Consider the following 17,949-nt stretch of genomic DNA (forward strand, 5'->3'; position numbering starts at 1 on the left):
TTTTTATACATGATTTATTAAAAATCAGCTATTATTATTCCTTATAAGTACTTACTAAGGTTGATTGATGTTTTTTGGAAATAAGAAATTAGAAAATGAAGTAGTATCTCTTAAAACTGAGATAGAAGAACTAAAGGCACAGCTTGCTCAAAAAGATAAAGACCTTGAGCAGTTGAATCTACAACTAAATAATAATCCCTATGAAGAAGATCTTAACAAATGTAAAAAACAACTAGAGCTTTTTAAAGAAACAGCAATGCTTTCTCAAGAAGAAGGTTTAGTAGTATTCTCACCTTCTGATGAAGTTTATTTTGTAAATAATATAGCAAAAGCAAATATAAGTGATTATTCTGTTGTCTTAAATGCCGTAAAAAGTAATAGTGATAGATTAATCATGGATGATTGTGAGGCAAGTGTTCTTATAAAAGATTTCCATGGGTACAAAATAGCATCATTGAGAAAAACTTCTATTCATGATAATAAAGAGGGTGGATTATTAGAAAGACATAATAAAAATATGACTAACTCTTTAACTTCAACACAGGTTACTTATATGTCTCTTCTTGAAGATTTACAAGGAATGATTAAAGAGTCAAGAGATACAGCAAGTGGTTCAACAAAAGGTTTAAATTTAACTACTAAAATTGTAGAAGATACACAATATCTAAGAGAAGAAATCCAAAAAGAAAATGATATAGTAAACTCACTAGTTTCTAAAAGTAAAGATATCTCAGAGGTAATTACTTTAATTCAAGAAATAGCTTTCCAGACAAATATTCTTTCATTAAATGCAGCAGTAGAAGCTGCAACTGCTGGTGAAGCAGGAAAAGGCTTTGCTGTAGTTGCGCAAGAGGTTAGAAACCTTGCAAGTAGAAGTGCTGATGCAGCAACGCAAATTAAAAATGTAGTTGATTCAATTCAAGCTGATACTGCAAAAATCAAAAATAGTTCAGAAGTTGTAGGAAAAGGTGTAGTTGAAACAAAAGAGAGAGTGGATACACTAAGTGAACTTATGGTTTCATTCCAAAAAAATTCAAATAGATCAGTATATGAAGTAGAGAGTATTTCAAATAAAATCTTCATTAATCTTGCAAAATTAGACCATGTTATCTATAAAAACAATCTGTACCAACTAATCTTTGGAGGTGAGCATAGCTTTAAAGCAGTTGACCACCATAACTGTAGACTTGGTAAGTGGTATGATACAGGACTTGGTAAGGAAGAGTTTAGTTTTGTTCCATCATACAGACATTTAGAAAAATACCATGCTGTTGTACATGATGAAGCTAATTTACTTGCTAAAGAGTGTTCAGGTCATTCTGTGTCTTGTTCTAAACAATTAATTGAAGATAAAATTGAATTAGTTGAAAATGCGAGTGAAAATGTATTTATCTATTTAGATAAGATTTTAGAAGAGAAAAGTGAAGCAATAATGAAAGAAGCAGCTAAAAAGCTTTTTGATTAAGAAGGAATTATAATGAATGAAAAATATAAAGTTTTAGTAGTAGATGATGAAAGAGAAATTCTTTCTATGTTAAGTAGATATTTAAATAGAAGTGGAAATTTTGATCTAACAACTCAAACTAATCCAGTACTTGCAATAGATAGTTTAAGTCACAGCTCTTATGATATTATTTTACTTGATATTATGATGCCTCAAATGAATGGTTTAGATGCTTTAGAAAAAATTATGGAAATAAATAGCAATCAAAAAGTTATTATGATGACTGCTTACTCAACACTAGATAAGGTTTTAAAATCTCATAAACATGGAGCAACTCATTATGTAATGAAACCTTTTGATTCATTAGGTTCTTTAGAGAAAAAAGTCTTAGAAGTTTTAAAGTCATAAATATGATTAATAAAAACCTATTATTTAGGTTATTAATAGGTTTTATTGCAATTTCTATACTTACTATAATTGTAATTGAAAATAAAAAAGAAGAGAGTTTAAACAACACTCTTCTTTTAGAAAAAGAAAAACTCAAAAATTCTTATAAAAATACCTTAGATATATTTTACGAAAAAGCAAATTTAATTTTTTATAATAACTTATATGATAAACAAATTAATACACTTTTTATTAATGCCCAAAAAGAAAAACTTTATGAATATTTAAAAGATGATTTCTTTTTCTTAAAATCAAAAGGCTTAAAACAACTTAGTTTTTATACAAAAGATAATAAAAAACTATTAAGTATGAATAAGTTTTTAAGTAGTAGTTTTTTATTAAATAAAGAAGAAGTTAAAAAAGAACATATAAAGATTAAGGTATTAGATGAAGATAGTGTTTTAAGTTTTACTAAACCAATTTTTGATAAAGATTTAAAGTTTATGGGAACTATTCAATTAGAATTTTCCCTTAATAGTCTAATTAAAAATATTATGCAAAACATAGAGTTTAATAGTTTTTTTCTTTTAGAAAATAAAAGTGTAAATTCAAAAATTTACAAAACTTTTATTTTAAACAAAAATTTTGTAATTAGAAACGATAATTTTACTAAAAAAAGATTTGAAGAAGATATTCTTCTTAATATAAAAAATCACTCTACAGACGATATAAAAATACAAATGAAAAATAATAGAGCCTTTAGTTTTTTATATAAAAACAAAGGCGTTTTAAATCCTGTATTTTTCATACCTATAATTAAAGAATCAAATAGAAATATTTATCTTTTTTCATACTTAAATAAAAAAGAGTCTTTATATAATCAAATAGAAATAAATTATAATTTATTTCTATTATTTGTAATTTTCTTATATGTCTTACTTGTACTTTTTTTATATAAGTTTTTAAGTGCTAATAAAAGTAAAAATAGTTTAGAAAAAAAACACAAAGACTTCTTAGATGCAATTGATAAATATGTAGTTATGGTAGAAACTGATACTAAGGGTATTATAACTAATGTAACACAAGCGTTTTGTGAGATATGCGGATATACAAAAGAAGAGCTTATTTCAAAAAATATAAATGTATTAAGGCACCCTGATGTTTCTCCTAAATTTTTTGAAGCTTTATGGAAGCAGTTAAAAGAGAATCATAAATGGGAAGGTGAAATAAAAAATTTAAATAAGTTTGCAAATTCATATTGGGTCAAAGGCACTATTACTGCAAAATATAATAGCAATAATGAAGTAATAGGATATATGTCTATTCGAGTAAACACAACTGATTCAAAACAACTAAAGAAAATAAATAGCTTATTAAAAGAAGATTTATCAAATAGATTAAATGAAATAAAAATGAAAGATAAAAACCTTCTTGATAGTACAAAAGTTGCATTAATGAGTAAGGTTTTAGATGCAGTAGCCCATCAATGGAAAACACCAATTTCAAATATTTCAATAAACTTATCAAGCTTAAAAGCAAAGGTAAGTGCTTCAAGAATAAAAAAAGATGAGATTTTTACTTTAAGTGAAAATATTGAGCAAGAATTAAAGTCTTTATCTTTAAGTTTAAATGAGTTTAAATCATATTTTATAAAAACAAGTGATAATGATAAATATGATATTAACGAAGTTATAAAAGAAGCAGTTTCATCAGTAAAAAATGATATAAATACTTTAAATGCGACAGTTTCTCTAAACTCTAAAGAAAATATTTTATGTTATGGAGTTCATAATGAGTTTAAACATATTATTGTAAATATAATAAAAAACTCTTTGAAAGAAATAGCAAGTGAAAAAATCAAAAATCCTACTATTGATATTTCAGTTATTAAGGATAAAGATGAAATATTAATTAAATATTGTGATAATTTAGAGAAAAAAAACAGAGCTATAAAAAACATATTTGAAGAAGAAAATAGTCAAAATATCAAAGAAGAAGATATGCTTATTTATATTACAAAACTTCTAATTGAAAAAGCAGGGGCAAAAGTTTGGTTTGAGCAAAATAATGAAGGTTTATCTTTATATATAAAACTTGTATCAAAAGATAGAAGAAAGATGATAAGGTAAATTATGAAGATAAATTTTTATATAAAACTGTTTTTTACTTTTATTTTATTTGCAGCTTTTTTACTTACTTTTTCTTTATTTAGTTTTGAAAAATTTTATAAAAAAGATATTGAAGATAAAAATATAAGTACTATTTTTTCAAGTTTACAAGATACACAAGAAATGTTTGATGAATATAAAAATACAACAAATAGAATATTAATAGATATTAAAAAAAGTAGTGCTTTAAAAACTTACTTAGAAGATGCTAGTGATAAGTTTTTAAAAGAACTTGTTTTAAATTTAAAAGCTATAAAGCCTGAATTACATAGCTTTAGAATTGTTGATTTTAATGCAAATGAGAATTTGAAAATATATTTTGATAAATACGAGAATATAAAAGAAAAAACAAATTTAAATAATATAAAAAGAAGTGAATTGTTTAAAGAAATCTTATCTTCTAATAAAAATGAGATATATCAATCAAGTATTTATTTATTAAAAAAAGACAATGAAATAGCATTTCCTTTAGTATCTTTACAAAGTTATATAGTAAAAGTGAAAGGCTTTTTTATAATTTTAGATATTGATATCAAAAAAGTGTTTGAAAAAATACAAAGAAATTCAATCTTCTATACCTATGTTTTAGATGAAAAAGGAAATTTTTTCCTACATGAAAATAGCAAATATAATTGGTCTAAATATTTTATCCCAAGTTACAATTTAAAAGATATTTATGCTAATCATAGGGAACATATTCTAAATAAAGAAGATTTTATTTATGATGAATTTATTTCCAAAAGAATATATATCTCAAGTGATAAATACATCATAGTAATAGTAAAAACAAATGAACATTTCACAGAAAATAGTTTAGATGCTTTTGAAGATTATTTTAACTCAATAGTAATAGTTGGTCTTTTACTAGCTATAGTTTTAACATTAGTTTTAACAGAGCCAATATTTAAACTTAATAAAAATGTTATTGAAAAAAATAAAGATTTGAATATAAGCGTTCAAAAAAGCTATATAGAATTAAATGATAGTTTAAAAACAATAGATAAGCATATTATGTCCATAAGACTTGATACCAATGGGACTATTACAGATGTAAGTACTGCCTTTTGTGATGTGTCTGGTTTTTCAAAAGGCGAGTTAATAGGACATCCACACAAAATACTTATTCATCCTGATATGAGTAATGAGACTTATGATGAGATTTGGGAGTATATAAAAAAAGGAAACTCTTACAACTTTGAGCTAAAGTGTATGAAAAAAGATGCTAGCTTTTTTTGGTCAGAATCTTTTATAGAACCAAATTATGATATTCAAAATACACTTATAGGTTTTACGGTAATTAGAAATAATATTACAAATAAAAAGACAATACAGAAATTGTATGATGATTTAAATATACAAGTAAATCAATATAATACAATATTTGAAAATGTAAATAGTGGAATTGCTTTGATAAATATAGAAGGTAGTTTTCAAAAGGTAAACAAACCCTTTAGTGATTTACTTTTATATAATTTTGATGAGCTGTTTTCAATGAGTTTTTTTGATCTAATAGAAAAAGACTCAGTAGAGTTTTTTGAAAAATTATTTGATGAGGCTTTACATCTAGGCTCTATTAAAAATATAGAAAAAATATTTATAGATAAAAATGGGGAAGAAGTTCATCTTGAAATATCATTAAGTGTTTTATCTGATAGAAAGCATTTTGTTTTAGTTTTAAACTCTTTAGAAGATAAAAGAAAACTTCAAGAATTAAATCAAAACCTAGAGCAAAAGATTAAAGATGAGGTTGAAAAAAGTAGACAAAAAGATAAAATACATCAGCAAGAACAAATAAAAAATGCCAAATTAAGTTCAATTGGAGCTTTAGCTGCTGGTATTACTCATGAGATAAACACACCTTTAACTTACATAAAAGGTAATTTTGAAATGATGGGCTATGATATTGAAGACTTACCTCCTAGTGAGATAAGAGAAAGAATGCTTGAAGATAGTGTGAAAATTAATGATGGTATTAATAGAATTGCTAATATTGTTGAATCAATGAGGGAAATATCTCAAAGTTCTAATGAAAAAAAAGAGAGTGTAAATATTTACTCAACTTTAATTACAGCTCTAACAATGGCATATAATAGATCAAAACAAGTATGTCCTATTTTAATAAACGAAGAAGAATTTAATTTAGATAAAATAGATAAAAATAGATATGTTTACAAAAGCTTTGCTCAGAAGCAAAGGCTAGAGCAAGTTTGGATTATTATTTTAAATAATGCTTTAGATGAATTAGTAAAAATCGAATCTTATGAGAATAGATTATTAAAAATAAATCTTTTTGAAGATGAAAGTCATATTATAGTTAGGTTTATTGATAATGCAGGTGGTATTAACAAAGATATTATTGATAATATCTTCCAACCTTTTATATCTTCAAAAGAACATAGTGGAATGGGTGTTGGTTTAAATATAGCAAAAAAGATTATTGAACAACAAAAAGGTGAAATTGTAGCATTCAACAAAAATAATGGTGCAGTTTTTGAAATAAAATTAGAAAAAGAAATAGGATAAGAAGATGAAAAAAATTGCATTATTGATAGTTGTATTTATATTATTAGCATTAGCACCATTTGGTGTGAAAAGTATAATTGATGAGCAAGTACAAAAACAGACAATTGTACTAGAAAAAAAGGGTGTAAAGATTGAAGTTTTAAACTCAAAAGGTTATATCAAAACACAAAGAGAATTTGAATTAACAATAAAAGATGAAGTTAAGTTTAAAAAGTTTTTAAAAGCCTCTTTTATTGAGAAGTACCCAACATATGAAGGATTAATAGATTCTTTAATAAAAAAAGATAGTAAAGCATTTGATGAGTTTTTAAGAGGTATTGTTTTTAAAGGAAGTATTAATAACTCAAATATTAACTACAATAGCGACATAAATGTAAATATATATCTTTATAAGTTCTCAGATAAAATCATGAAAAAGCTAAATGAAAACAAAGATAAAAACCAAGAGATTTTATCTTTTTTAGAAAAAAAAGCCTTAGCTTTTGATCTTGTATTAAGTAATGATGCATCTCTTAAAAAACTTACTTTACAAGATATAGATGAAAACATAGTTTCTAAAAATAGTAGAGGTCAAACATCAAATAATGATTTAAAAATCTTATCTTTTTTTATAAATAATTATTCTCAAAAAGATTTATTAAAAGCTAAAATTAATCTTGACAAATTTTTAATAAAAACACTTACTTCAAATAAAGAATCGATCCTTGATTTAAACTCTTTAGTATATGACTTTACTTATCTAAATGAATATATTAATAGCTCAAATTTAAAATTGGAAAATTTTTTATTTTCTGTTAATGATATAAACTTAGGTGTAAATGGAGTTGAATTAAAATCAAAAGGTGAAGTAAGAAGTGGTTTATATCAAACTAAAGTAGATTTAAAAACTAACAGTATTGAATTTTCATCAAGAAAAGATAATTTATCAATTGAATCAATACTATTTAATGTAAAACTTAATGATATTTTATATGATAAATTAAAAGCTTTAAATACTGCGTATATAAATATAGAATTAATTACTTTAGATAATAGTTTAAGTGAAAATGAAAAGAAATTAAAATTAGCTTCTGCAATTGATAATTTAGCACTAAATATTGATGAGGTTTTAAATAATGGAGCAGGACTAAAAGCAAACCTTGATGTAAAAGATTTAAAACAGACAAATGTATCCTTTAAAAATATAGACTTAAATGTAGACTTATTTCTAAATAAAAACACTCTTTCTTTTAAAACTTTAAATAAAAAAGAGTTTTTGTCAAATGTTGATGGAAATATAGTTTTAGTTTTACCAAAAGATGATTTTACAAACTTTGTAAAACTAGTTAATCCTACTTTTGGAATGCTTTTAAGTGTTTATGCAAAAGAGCAAGAAAATGATATTTTATTTGATGTGAAAATAAATAAGGGTGTAATTACAATAAACGATAAAAAGCTAAACTAAAACTTTTACTTGATACAATTTGCCAATTTAAAATCTACAAGGAAAAATTTGAGATTAGCATTTATAGGTGATATAGTAGGTAGACCTGGAAGAAAGATAATAAAAGAGAACTTAGCAAAGATAAGAGAAGAGTATAATATTGATTTTGTAATTGCAAATGCAGAAAATGCAAGTCATGGTTTTGGTTTAACTATCAAAAACTGTGACGAGCTACTTAAATCTGGAATTGATGTAATAACTGGTGGAAACCATACTTTTGATAAGAAAAAAGATATGATGGTTCTACTTGAAACACAAGCTGTCTTAAGACCAGATAACTACCCTGAAGGAGTTACAGGTTCAGGTCTTAGGATTTTTGAAGTTAAAAAAGATGAAGAAGAAACTGAAAAATTAGCTGTTGTAAACTTAATGGGACAGTTTGCAATGCCAACTGTTGAGAATCCATTTAACTGGGCAAAGAAATTAGTAGTACAACTTCATGAAGATGGAATTAAAAATATTTTTATTGATTTTCATGGGGAAGCTACTAGTGAAAAAAGAGTTATGCTTATGATGTTTAAAAACCAAGTAAGTGCAATAGCTGGAACTCACACTCATGTTGGAACTGATGACTTACAGATTATGGAAAATACTGCATATATTACAGATATTGGACTTACTGGATGTAGAGACAATGTAATTGGTATGGATGCACATGTTCCCATTCAAAAGGCTTGTACTGGAATTGGTGGACATTTTGAAGTTCCAAATAATTGTAAATCAATTTTACAAATGATGGTTATTGATATTGAAGAGGGTAAAGCAAAAGACGCTTTTAAAATCAAAAAACTTTGTAATCAAAATGAACATATTATTACTAAGGCAATGATTGACTAGTATTGACAACTCCTATGATTTATTGCTTTTTTTAAAGAAGCAAGATTTAATAGAGGAACATTTAGAGTATTGGTGGCCAAATAATAATGACTTTGAAATATTAATTGGCGCAATACTTACTCAAAATACTAAATGGGTAAATGTAGAAAAGTCCTTAGGAAATTTAAAAAAGCTTGATTTATTGTCTTTAGAAGCTTTAAGTCAAGCCGATTTACCTTTACTTATTGAAGCAATTACTCCAAGTGGTTTTAAAAACCAAAAATCAGTAAGACTTATAAAACTAGCAAAAAATATTTTAGAAGAGTTTAGCTCTTTTGAAAATTTTAAAGAAAATGTAACAAGAGATTGGCTTCTATCTCAAAAAGGTATTGGGCAAGAAACTGCAGATGCGATTTTATGTTATTCATGTCATCAAGAGTACATGGTAATAGATTCATATACTAATAGATTATTAAAAAGATTTGGATATGAGTTTGACTCATATTGCGATATACAGACATGGATAGTATACGGAATTAATGAAAATTACGATAAAATAGCCAAACTTTATGGCTATGAGATTAGTTTAAACAAACTTTATGCACGGTTTCATGGCAAAATTGTCGAGTTTATGAAACGCAATCCAAAGGGTTAATTGATGATTATAATTCCACAAACAAAAGGTGGTGTAGGTAAGTCTACAGTTGCTATGCAAGTTATTGCTCCATATTTATATAAAAAACATGGGAAAAAAGTAACATACATTGAAGTTGATGATGAAAACAATGATAGTAGGTCTTTTACAAGAACTGAAATTGTAAATAAAAGAATGCTTGGAACAAATAGAATAACTGATTTAGATGAGTTGATCTTAATGGATGATAACCATGAGGTTATTGTAGATGTTGGTGGAAATAAAACTTCAACACTTGTTCTTGATGAGATTAAAAAAGTTGGTTCTTTTGGAAATGTAAAATGGATTATTCCTTTAGGTGATGGTGAGCTTGATGGGAAAAATGCAATTGCAACTATGAAAAAAATCAAAAAGATTGAAAAAAATCCTGAAGAAAACTTGATTTTTGCTTTAAATAGAGCTATTTCAATGGATGAGGATTATTATCAAGAGCAATATATAAACTTTTTTGGTCATAAGTATTTAGATTCAAATTCTGTTATTTGTGATTTTGTAAAAGATCCAAAGTATTTCCCTGTACAAAATGATAAAGTAATTACTATGAGTAGATACTTAGGTTCAACAGTTTGGGAAATGGCTTATAATAACACAGACTTTGGAGCAAAAGCTATACAAGCAAAAGAGATGGGCGATATTGAAAGTGCTAGAAAATACCTTTTCTTCAGAAGAATTCAAACAGAAGCTAAAGATTATGTAATTAATGTATTAAACAGAATCTTTTGTGATTTAGATCAGTGGATTGATATTAAGAAATGAGTGATATGAGTTTTAAACAAGCAAAAGAGCTTGTTGAACGAATGGAGTTTTCAGAACTTTCTTTAAGGAAGGCAACTAAGAATTTAGAAAAATCATCTAAGGCTTTTGAAGAATCAAACTTATATTTTAATGAAACATTAAAAAAGCAAGAAGATGTATTAACTATGGTACCAAAAGCAGATAAAAAAATATCATTTTTATATCTTGCTTTAGCTATAAACATTGGATTTATTCTAGGTCTTTTAGTTGGCAAATTTATTTTTTAAAAATATGAATAGGATTTTATAAATTATGGGTAAACAAGAAAAAATTGTAACAATGTTTAATGACATTGCGGGAACTTATGATGTGGCAAATAGAGTTTTATCAATGGGAATTGATAAGTCTTGGAGAAACAAAGCTTGTAATAAAACATTTGAACTTTATAATCAAAAAGAAATAGAAAAAGTTGTTGATGTTGCTTGTGGTACAGGTGATATGATAATGTTTTGGAAGCAAATTGCAAAAGAGAATAGTATTACTTTAAAAAATATCATTGGGATTGACCCAAGTGTTGGTATGATGGATGTTGGAAAGAAAAAACTTCCAGATGTAGAGTTTATTGAAGCATTTGCTACTGATATGCCACTTGAAGATGAAAGTACTGATATTATTTCAATTTCTTATGGAATTAGAAATGTAGTTGAAAGACAAGAAGCTTTTGATGAGTTTGCAAGAGCCCTAAAAAAAGGTGGACTTGTTGTAATCTCTGAGTTTACAAAAAATGAAAAAACAAATCCTCTTGATTATTTAACTGATTTTTATATGAATAAAATTTTACCTACTTTAGGTGGATTAATTTCAAGAAATAAAGAAGCATATACTTATTTACCAAACTCAATTGATGAGTTTTTAACAAAAGATAATTTATGTAAAGAGTTAAAACAAGCTGGATTAGAACCTGTTCATGTGAAGTCTTTTTCGATGAATATTTCTACTTTAATTATTGCAAGAAAACTGTAGTTTTCTTGTAGTAAGGATTATAATTGAATAAGCCTATTAGTGTAAGCTCATTAAATGCTCAGATAAAATCACTTCTTGAAACAACTTTTATAAAAGTTTATGTGGAAGGTGAAATCTCAAACTTAACTTATCATAACTCAGGACATATTTATTTTTCTGTAAAAGATAATGGCTCTACCATTTCATGTGTAATGTTTAGAGGAAATGCAAAATATCTTAAGTTCCAACTTGAAGTTGGACAAAAAGTAGTAATCACAGGAAATATTACTGTTTATGCTCCACGAGGAAATTACCAACTTTTATGTAGTAAGATTGAGCCATCAGGTCAAGGAGCACTTGCACTTGCCTTTGAGCAACTGAAAAACAAGCTAGAACAAAAAGGTTATTTTAATCCTGAAATAAAAAAACAACTTCCTAAATATCCAAAAAAAATTGCACTTGTTACATCAGCTACAGGGGCTGCAATTGAAGATATGAAAAAAGTAGCTCATCATAGATGGCCTTTGGTTGAGTTTATTTTAGTTCCAGCACTAGTTCAAGGTGAGGGTTCTGCTTATGATATTTCACAAAGTATAAAATATGCAGATAGTTTAAACTGCGATATTATGATTGTTGGTCGTGGTGGTGGAAGTATAGAAGATTTATGGTCTTTTAATGAAGAGATTGTAGCAAATGCCATTTATGAAGCTAGAACTCCTATTATTTCAGCAGTAGGTCATGAAGTTGATTATTTGATTTCTGACTTTGTAGCTGATGTGAGAGCTGCAACTCCTTCAAATGCTATAGAAATAGCACTTCCTGATATAAATGAACATAGAATATATTTAGATAGTTTAGCAAATGAATACATATCAAAAACAAAAAGAGTTGTAGAAATAAAACAGCAAAATCTTACAAATTTAAAAAGATTGTTTGAACAAAACTCACTTGATTCAAAGTTTAACTTTATCGAGTCACAAATTAAGCTTTTAAAATCATCTTTTCAAGCAGATATTTCTCAAAAAATTGTGGTTGCAAATAATGAATTGAATTTCTTAAAAACTAGTTTTTCAAATAAGATTGAGCAAAGACACTCTCAAATGCAAAATCAAGTTATAATGCTTAAAAATAGTTATGAACAAAATGATCCAAAAAGAAAAGATAAGAAGGGATTTGTTCAAATTACTAAAAATAATAAAGTGATTTCACTAGAAGATTTACAAAAATCTGATAAAATATCTCTTCAAACACCGACATATATTGCAAGTTGTACAATTGATGAAATACAAAAGCAATAAATTTTTAAGTTTAGAATAGATAAAATAAGCATAACTTCTAGTATAACATGTAATCTTTGTATTTATTGCAATACATATAATTTATAATTAACTAGTAATATAGCTTTTAAAAGGAAACCTTATGGAAACTAATGAAAAAGAAAATGTAGAAGTTATTGATTATGCGAACACAAGTGAGTTTATGACTTTCGAACTTGGTGCAATGAAATATGCAATTGAATTACCTAAAATCAGAGAAATTTTAACTTACCCAGAAAATATCACTATTTTACCAAACACTTCTAGTTGGGTAAAAGGTCTTATTAATTTAAGAGGTGAAGTTGTACCTATTTTAGATGTAAGAATTAAGTTTAATACAAATGAAAATCCAGTTTATGATGAAAACACTTCAGTAATTGCTGTAATAACAGAAGATAGTAGAATGATTGGTATTGTTGTTGACTTAGTTGATGATGTACAAAGACTAGATACAAGTACTCTAGCACCTGTTTCTGAGATGGGGTCTGCAATTCCTGCTAAATATTTAAAAGGTTATGTAAGATTAGATAATAACGAAATGCTTGTAATTATGGATATTGAAAAAGTGGTTGCGAAAGAAGAGTTAAAAGACTAATATGACGGATATGATCGAGAGATTAAGAGAATTAAAAATTCTTTTTGTTGAAGACGAAGCTGATTTAATGGAAATAATAACAGATGCTTTAGATAGTTTAGATGTTGAATATTATAGTGCTACAAATGGTGTTGAAGCCTTAGAAATTTTTCATAATAACCCTAATATTAATATCATAGCAACAGATATAAGTATGCCTCAAATGGATGGTTTAGAATTAATAAAAACCTTAAAGAAAGATAAAAGTTTTGATATTCCTATAGTTATAATGTCAGCACATTCAGAGTCTGAATACATAACAGAGGCTGAAAACTTAGGAATAAATGCAAAAGACTACTTACAAAAACCATTTGATTTTATGAACTTTATAAAAGTGATTTCAAATATGGATATCAAATAATAAAATAAATGGACAAAAAACTTTTAAAGAAATTAAGATTACTTTATGTAGAAGATGACGATGTTGTAAGAAACGAACTACATGAGTTATTATCTGATTTCTTTGATAAGGTATTTGTAGCTAAAGATGGACAAGAAGGTTTTGATGTTTATCATGAAAATAAAGATGAAATTGATGTAATTCTAACAGATATAAATATGCCACACTTAAATGGTATAGATATGTTAAAAAAGATTAGAAAAGATTCTAAGAAAATACCTGTTTTTATAACAACAGCACACTCTGATAATGACTTACTAGCAAAAGCTATAAAATTAAAAGTATATGAATATATAATAAAACCTGTAGATGTAAGATATTTGTTAAATGAAATGAACGAATTAGCAAATGTCTTATATCAAGATAGCTTACTTAGAAAACAAAATAAAGAACTTGAAGAATACAAAAGAGTAATTGATGCTAGTAGTATTGTCGTTAAGTGTGATGAGCATATGAAAATCTCTTATGTAAATGAACTTTTTTGTCAGACTACTGGATTTAATGAAACAGAACTTTTAGGACAAGATTTTAAAGTTATAAAGCATCCAGATATGAATGATGAAATATATACAAAAATGTATAGCCAAGTTTTAAATAATAACTCTTGGCATGGAGTTTTAAAAAACCTTACAAAAGAGCATAAAACTTTTACTACTGATTGTTATATTATTCCAATGTTAAACGATATGGGTGAAATAATAGGTGCTATTTCTATTCAAAGAGATATTACTGATGAAGTAAATAAAAAAAGAAATATACAATTGTCTTTGATGAAAGATAAAAGTGAGATTTTTATTAGAAGTAAAGAAGGTTCAATTGAGCAAAATATGATAATAAATAATCTAAAAAAAGAACTTGCCGTTATAAAAAATGATTTTGAAAAAGCTCAAAGGGATATAGATAAATATATTTACTCATTAGAAAAATACAGTCTTCAAAATAAACATCTAAAAACTGAGCTTGCAAGTTATAAAAAGAAAGCAAGTGAGCATTCAAATATATTAAAACTTACAAATGAAAATGCTCAGTTAGAGTATAGAGTTAAAAAGTTAAATGAAAAAGTTGATGAGTTAAGTTCAAAATATGAAAAACAAATACATCAAATGAAATTAAATCATCAGTTAGAAATAGATGATTTAGAAGATAGTTTAAATGAAATAACTGAAAAATACGAAGCTATCGAAACTGATGATGTTTTAGTTCAAAAACTAGAATATTGGAAAGAAAAAGCAAAAAGCGAAATCTCAAGAATTGAGAGTTTAGAAAAACAAATAGTTGCCCATGGAGATAAAGAGTTTATGAGTAGAGTTTTTAAATAGAAGCTAAAAGCTTCTATTTAATAGTAATTGATTCTATTTTTTGATCAACTAGAGGTTTATTTCCTCTTTGTGTTGGTACATTTTCAATTTTTTTTACAATATCAAAACCTTTTACTACATAACCAAATATAGTATGTCTTCCATTTAGCCAATAAGTAGGTACTGTCGTAACAAAGAATTGACTTCCATTAGTATTTCTACCTGAATTTGCCATTGCTAGAATTCCAGGTTTGTCAAATAAAGCTTTTGGTGAGAATTCATCTTCAAAAGGCTTTCCCCAAATAGACTCTCCACCTCTTCCTGTACCTGTTGGATCTCCACCTTGAATCATAAAGTTTTTAATAACTCTATGAAAAATCAAACCATCGTAGTAACCATTTTTTGCGTGAGTCACAAAGTTTTCAACAGCTTTAGGAGCTAAGTCTGGTCTTAATTCAATTTCAAAAGAACCACCAGTTGTTTTAAAAACGGCAATTGGATTAGCTGCTTCTAAAAGTAACACCATTGAGCAAAGAATAAATAAAATTCTTTTCATATTCTACCCTTATAATTTTATTTTGTAGGAAATTAGTATATTATGTTTGGTTTAAAAAAAAATTAAAATTAAATTTTTAGTAAAATTTAAAAAAAAAGTGTTAAAATTCGCTGATTTATTGTAGAATGCGAAACAAAAAAGGAAAAATAATGTCTATGCCATCAATTCCACAACCGACATTTTATATATTTAAGTGTGAGCAAGCATCTCCTCCAGGGATGCCAAAGCCATCATGTGTAAATGAAAATACAAGAGATTTATTTAATCATACTACTCAAAGTTTGATGCAAAAAGGATTGATGGGGCCTGTACAGGTTGTAAGAACATCATGTTTAGGAAGATGTCAAATGGGACCTGTTATGTTAGTAGAGCCAGGACATCATATGTACTGTCAGCTATCTAAGGAAAAAATAGATAGAATAGTTGAAGAACATATAATAGGTGGAAGCCCTGTTGAAGAGTACTTAATACCGCAACAGTACTGGGGTAAACCAGTTAATTTAGGAAGTTAAAAAAGAGGAATTAAATATATGACATTTGATATGCTATATAGTAAAATTCATAGAGCAACTGTTACAGATGCTAATTTAAACTATGTTGGATCGATAACAATTGATGAAGAGCTTATGCAAGCTTCTCATTTAAGAGTTGGTCAAAAAGTTGATATTGTAAATATCAATAATGGTGAAAGATTTCAAACTTATGTAATTAAAGGTAAGGCTGGAAGCAAAGATATGTGTTTAAATGGTGCTGCTGCTAGAAAAGTAGAAATTGGTGATAAAATTATAGTTATTGCTTATGCTTCATATGATGAGTCTGAGCTAGAAACTTATAAACCAACAGTTGTAATCGTGGATGAGAAAAATAATATTGATATGATTACAAATGAATTAGTAGGATCTGACCATGTTTGATGGAATTGATTTAAAAAATCTAGATTTAAACTCTATGATGAAACAAGTTCAAGATATGGCTGATAATGCAAAAGAAGAGAATTCAAACAAAATATTCACTTCTAAATCAGGTGGTGGTATGGTAGAGATTTCTATTAATGGTAATTCAGAAGTTATTGATTTACAAATTGATGATTCTCTACTTGAAGATAAAGACTCACTGCAAATTTTACTGATTTCAGCAATGAATGATGTAATTAAACAGTCAGATGAAAATAAAAAAATGATGGCTATGAATATGATGGGTGGTATGGGTAATCCATTTGGACAAAAGTAAATATGAAAGAACTTTTAGAAAAATTTGAAGATTACTTGCAAAGTAATCTTCCCTCATCAAATACATTCCATCCCCATTTTGAAAAAGCTTTAGGGGATATGCTTCAAGCAGGTGGTAAAAGGTTTAGACCTATGCTTTTACTTTCTGTTGTAAAATCAAATAAATCACTTCTTATTGATAATAGTATGCCAGTAGCTCTTGGACTTGAAATGCTTCATACTTATTCTCTTGTTCATGATGATTTACCATCTATGGATGATGCTGATTTAAGAAGAGGTTTTCAAACACTACATAAAAAGTATAATGAAGTTACAGCTATTTTAGTTGGAGATGCTTTAAACACAGAAGCTTTTAAACAAATATCAAATGCACCACTTCATAATGATATAAAAATTGAATTAATTAAAACACTTAGTTGTGATGGTGGTATAAATGGTATGATTATTGGGCAAGCAATTGATTGTCAATTTGAAAACCAAAAGCTAGAACTTGCTCAATTAGAGTTTTTACATATTCATAAAACTGCTAAGTTGATTGCAGCATCTTTAAAAATGGGTGCAATAATAAGTGAGTATGATTTAGAAACTCAAGAGAAACTTTATAACTTTGGGATTGACTTAGGTTTACTTTTCCAAATTCAAGATGATATTATCGATGAAACACTTTCAGAAGAAGAAGCAGGAAAGACTACACAAAATGATGAAGCTAAAAACTCATTTGTAAATCTACTTGGACTTGATGGTGCTATAAAAGCAGCAGATGATTTAGCATTGAAGTGTGAGAATATAATGCAAACTTTAGATACTAACCTAAAAAACTCTCTTGAAGAGCTACTATTAAAGTATATAAATAGACATAAATAAGAGTTTTTTCAAACTCTTAGTCATTTTAACTCAAAGTACTTGACAATTAATCAAAAATTTTATAAAATTTTAGCACTTAAAAAATTAGAGTGCTAAAAGTACAAATAATAATTATAATAAAACTTAATAAAAGGAAATACTATGAATTTTAAACCACTAGGTAAAAGAGTTTTAGTACAAAGAACAGAAGTTGAAGAAAAAACTGCAAGCGGAATTATTCTTGTAGACTCAGCAAAAGAAAAACCAAACACGGCAATAGTTAAAGCAATTGGTTCAGAAGTAACTGAATTAAAAGAGGGTGATACTATTGTATTTGAACAGTTCAGAGGAACTGAATTCACTTTAGATGGTGAAGATTATTTAGTATTAGATATTGAAAATATTATAGGAGTTATGTAAG

Annotated in this window: 20 protein-coding genes; 19 read left to right on the forward strand and 1 reads right to left on the reverse strand. The window is 26.7% G+C overall.

All coding sequences use genetic code 11. The annotated features are described in order from the left end of the window. The first annotated feature begins 67 nt into the window (after positions 1–67). From NJU99_RS02880 to NJU99_RS02945, 14 genes are all read left to right on the forward strand, one after another. Positions 68–1,465 (forward strand): methyl-accepting chemotaxis protein, encoded by a 1,398-nt coding sequence (locus tag NJU99_RS02880; RefSeq protein WP_254577236.1) that lies wholly within the window; start codon positions 68–70, stop codon positions 1,463–1,465. A gap of 12 nt (positions 1,466–1,477) precedes the next feature. Continuing rightward, positions 1,478–1,852 carry a response regulator gene (locus tag NJU99_RS02885; RefSeq protein WP_254577237.1) on the forward strand — a complete coding sequence of 125 codons (375 nt, stop codon included), beginning with the start codon at positions 1,478–1,480 and terminating at the stop codon, positions 1,850–1,852. A gap of 2 nt (positions 1,853–1,854) precedes the next feature. After that, the gene (locus NJU99_RS02890) at positions 1,855–3,960 is read left to right on the forward strand and encodes a PAS domain S-box protein (RefSeq protein ID WP_254577238.1); all 2,106 of its coding nucleotides are present in this window, start codon (positions 1,855–1,857) and stop codon (positions 3,958–3,960) included. Positions 3,961–3,963: 3 nt separating this feature from the next. Then, positions 3,964–6,522, forward strand: a complete 2,559-nt coding sequence (locus NJU99_RS02895; protein ID WP_254577239.1) for a PAS domain-containing sensor histidine kinase — start codon at positions 3,964–3,966, stop codon at positions 6,520–6,522. A gap of 4 nt (positions 6,523–6,526) precedes the next feature. Then, entirely contained in the window at positions 6,527–7,966 is a 1,440-nt protein-coding gene (locus NJU99_RS02900; protein WP_254577240.1) for a YdgA family protein, read from the forward strand. A gap of 48 nt (positions 7,967–8,014) precedes the next feature. Further along, positions 8,015–8,842 (forward strand): TIGR00282 family metallophosphoesterase, encoded by an 828-nt coding sequence (locus NJU99_RS02905; RefSeq protein ID WP_254577241.1) that lies wholly within the window; start codon positions 8,015–8,017, stop codon positions 8,840–8,842. Next, positions 8,835–9,476, forward strand: a complete 642-nt coding sequence (locus tag NJU99_RS02910; RefSeq protein ID WP_346731815.1) for a 3-methyladenine DNA glycosylase — start codon at positions 8,835–8,837, stop codon at positions 9,474–9,476. The genes NJU99_RS02905 and NJU99_RS02910 overlap by 8 nt, the downstream gene beginning before the upstream one ends. Before the next feature lie 3 nt (positions 9,477–9,479). Further along, complete coding sequence (locus tag NJU99_RS02915) at positions 9,480–10,271, forward strand: nucleotide-binding protein (RefSeq protein ID WP_254577242.1); 792 nt, start codon at positions 9,480–9,482, stop codon at positions 10,269–10,271. 5 nt (positions 10,272–10,276) lie between these two features. After that, on the forward strand, positions 10,277–10,537 hold the full coding sequence (locus NJU99_RS02920) for a hypothetical protein (protein ID WP_254577243.1): 261 nt from the start codon (positions 10,277–10,279) through the stop codon (positions 10,535–10,537). 25 nt (positions 10,538–10,562) lie between these two features. Next, a complete protein-coding gene (ubiE, locus tag NJU99_RS02925) occupies positions 10,563–11,273 on the forward strand; it encodes a bifunctional demethylmenaquinone methyltransferase/2-methoxy-6-polyprenyl-1,4-benzoquinol methylase UbiE (RefSeq protein ID WP_254577244.1) in 711 nt (236 codons plus the stop codon). 23 nt (positions 11,274–11,296) lie between these two features. Continuing rightward, on the forward strand, positions 11,297–12,550 hold the full coding sequence (xseA, locus tag NJU99_RS02930) for an exodeoxyribonuclease VII large subunit (RefSeq protein ID WP_254577245.1): 1,254 nt from the start codon (positions 11,297–11,299) through the stop codon (positions 12,548–12,550). 121 nt (positions 12,551–12,671) lie between these two features. After that, the gene (locus NJU99_RS02935) at positions 12,672–13,163 is read left to right on the forward strand and encodes a chemotaxis protein CheW (RefSeq protein WP_254577246.1); all 492 of its coding nucleotides are present in this window, start codon (positions 12,672–12,674) and stop codon (positions 13,161–13,163) included. A 1-nt stretch (position 13,164) separates the two neighbouring features. Then, complete coding sequence (locus NJU99_RS02940) at positions 13,165–13,563, forward strand: response regulator (RefSeq protein ID WP_254577247.1); 399 nt, start codon at positions 13,165–13,167, stop codon at positions 13,561–13,563. An 8-nt stretch (positions 13,564–13,571) separates the two neighbouring features. Further along, positions 13,572–14,921, forward strand: coding sequence for a response regulator (locus NJU99_RS02945; RefSeq protein WP_254577248.1), 1,350 nt, complete (start codon positions 13,572–13,574; stop codon positions 14,919–14,921). A 13-nt stretch (positions 14,922–14,934) separates the two neighbouring features. Here NJU99_RS02945 and NJU99_RS02950 read toward each other — a convergent pair whose 3' ends face one another. Then, a complete protein-coding gene (locus NJU99_RS02950) occupies positions 14,935–15,456 on the reverse strand; it encodes a peptidylprolyl isomerase (protein WP_254577249.1) in 522 nt (173 codons plus the stop codon). A 149-nt stretch (positions 15,457–15,605) separates the two neighbouring features. On the opposite strand from NJU99_RS02950, the gene NJU99_RS02955 reads away from it, so the two are divergent. The 5 genes from NJU99_RS02955 to groES all read left to right on the forward strand — a co-directional run bounded on the left by NJU99_RS02955 (position 15,606) and on the right by groES (position 17,948). Further along, on the forward strand, positions 15,606–15,968 hold the full coding sequence (locus NJU99_RS02955; RefSeq protein ID WP_254577250.1) for a (2Fe-2S) ferredoxin domain-containing protein: 363 nt from the start codon (positions 15,606–15,608) through the stop codon (positions 15,966–15,968). Positions 15,969–15,986: 18 nt separating this feature from the next. Then, positions 15,987–16,370, forward strand: coding sequence for an aspartate 1-decarboxylase (gene panD / locus NJU99_RS02960; protein ID WP_254577251.1), 384 nt, complete (start codon positions 15,987–15,989; stop codon positions 16,368–16,370). After that, positions 16,363–16,686: a YbaB/EbfC family nucleoid-associated protein gene (locus NJU99_RS02965; protein WP_254577252.1), complete on the forward strand. Its 324-nt coding sequence runs from the start codon at positions 16,363–16,365 to the stop codon at positions 16,684–16,686. The genes panD and NJU99_RS02965 overlap by 8 nt, the downstream gene beginning before the upstream one ends. Positions 16,687–16,688: 2 nt before the next feature. Further along, the gene (locus NJU99_RS02970) at positions 16,689–17,549 is read left to right on the forward strand and encodes a polyprenyl synthetase family protein (RefSeq protein ID WP_254577253.1); all 861 of its coding nucleotides are present in this window, start codon (positions 16,689–16,691) and stop codon (positions 17,547–17,549) included. 141 nt (positions 17,550–17,690) lie between these two features. Further along, positions 17,691–17,948 (forward strand): co-chaperone GroES, encoded by a 258-nt coding sequence (gene groES, locus NJU99_RS02975; protein ID WP_254577254.1) that lies wholly within the window; start codon positions 17,691–17,693, stop codon positions 17,946–17,948. Position 17,949 lies beyond the last annotated feature (1 nt).

The sequence above is a fragment of the Arcobacter roscoffensis genome (assembly GCF_024267655.1).
Taxonomy (GTDB): Bacteria; Campylobacterota; Campylobacteria; order Campylobacterales; family Arcobacteraceae; genus Arcobacter_B; species Arcobacter_B roscoffensis.

Bases quoted from the DNA above. Each gene is read 5' to 3' on its own strand.
- NJU99_RS02950 (WP_254577249.1), bottom strand. From the start codon at position 15,456: ATGAAAAGAATTTTATTTATTCTTTGCTCAATGGTGTTACTTTTAGAA.
- NJU99_RS02880 (WP_254577236.1), top strand. From the start codon at position 68: ATGTTTTTTGGAAATAAGAAATTAGAAAATGAAGTAGTATCTCTTAAA.
- ubiE (WP_254577244.1), top strand. From the start codon at position 10,563: ATGGGTAAACAAGAAAAAATTGTAACAATGTTTAATGACATTGCGGGA.
- NJU99_RS02970 (WP_254577253.1), top strand. From the start codon at position 16,689: ATGAAAGAACTTTTAGAAAAATTTGAAGATTACTTGCAAAGTAATCTT.
- panD (WP_254577251.1), top strand. From the start codon at position 15,987: ATGACATTTGATATGCTATATAGTAAAATTCATAGAGCAACTGTTACA.
- NJU99_RS02940 (WP_254577247.1), top strand. From the start codon at position 13,165: ATGACGGATATGATCGAGAGATTAAGAGAATTAAAAATTCTTTTTGTT.
- NJU99_RS02945 (WP_254577248.1), top strand. From the start codon at position 13,572: ATGGACAAAAAACTTTTAAAGAAATTAAGATTACTTTATGTAGAAGAT.
- NJU99_RS02965 (WP_254577252.1), top strand. From the start codon at position 16,363: ATGTTTGATGGAATTGATTTAAAAAATCTAGATTTAAACTCTATGATG.
- NJU99_RS02920 (WP_254577243.1), top strand. From the start codon at position 10,277: ATGAGTTTTAAACAAGCAAAAGAGCTTGTTGAACGAATGGAGTTTTCA.
- NJU99_RS02955 (WP_254577250.1), top strand. From the start codon at position 15,606: ATGTCTATGCCATCAATTCCACAACCGACATTTTATATATTTAAGTGT.
- NJU99_RS02935 (WP_254577246.1), top strand. From the start codon at position 12,672: ATGGAAACTAATGAAAAAGAAAATGTAGAAGTTATTGATTATGCGAAC.
- NJU99_RS02895 (WP_254577239.1), top strand. From the start codon at position 3,964: ATGAAGATAAATTTTTATATAAAACTGTTTTTTACTTTTATTTTATTT.
- NJU99_RS02885 (WP_254577237.1), top strand. From the start codon at position 1,478: ATGAATGAAAAATATAAAGTTTTAGTAGTAGATGATGAAAGAGAAATT.
- NJU99_RS02890 (WP_254577238.1), top strand. From the start codon at position 1,855: ATGATTAATAAAAACCTATTATTTAGGTTATTAATAGGTTTTATTGCA.
- groES (WP_254577254.1), top strand. From the start codon at position 17,691: ATGAATTTTAAACCACTAGGTAAAAGAGTTTTAGTACAAAGAACAGAA.
- NJU99_RS02900 (WP_254577240.1), top strand. From the start codon at position 6,527: ATGAAAAAAATTGCATTATTGATAGTTGTATTTATATTATTAGCATTA.
- NJU99_RS02915 (WP_254577242.1), top strand. From the start codon at position 9,480: ATGATTATAATTCCACAAACAAAAGGTGGTGTAGGTAAGTCTACAGTT.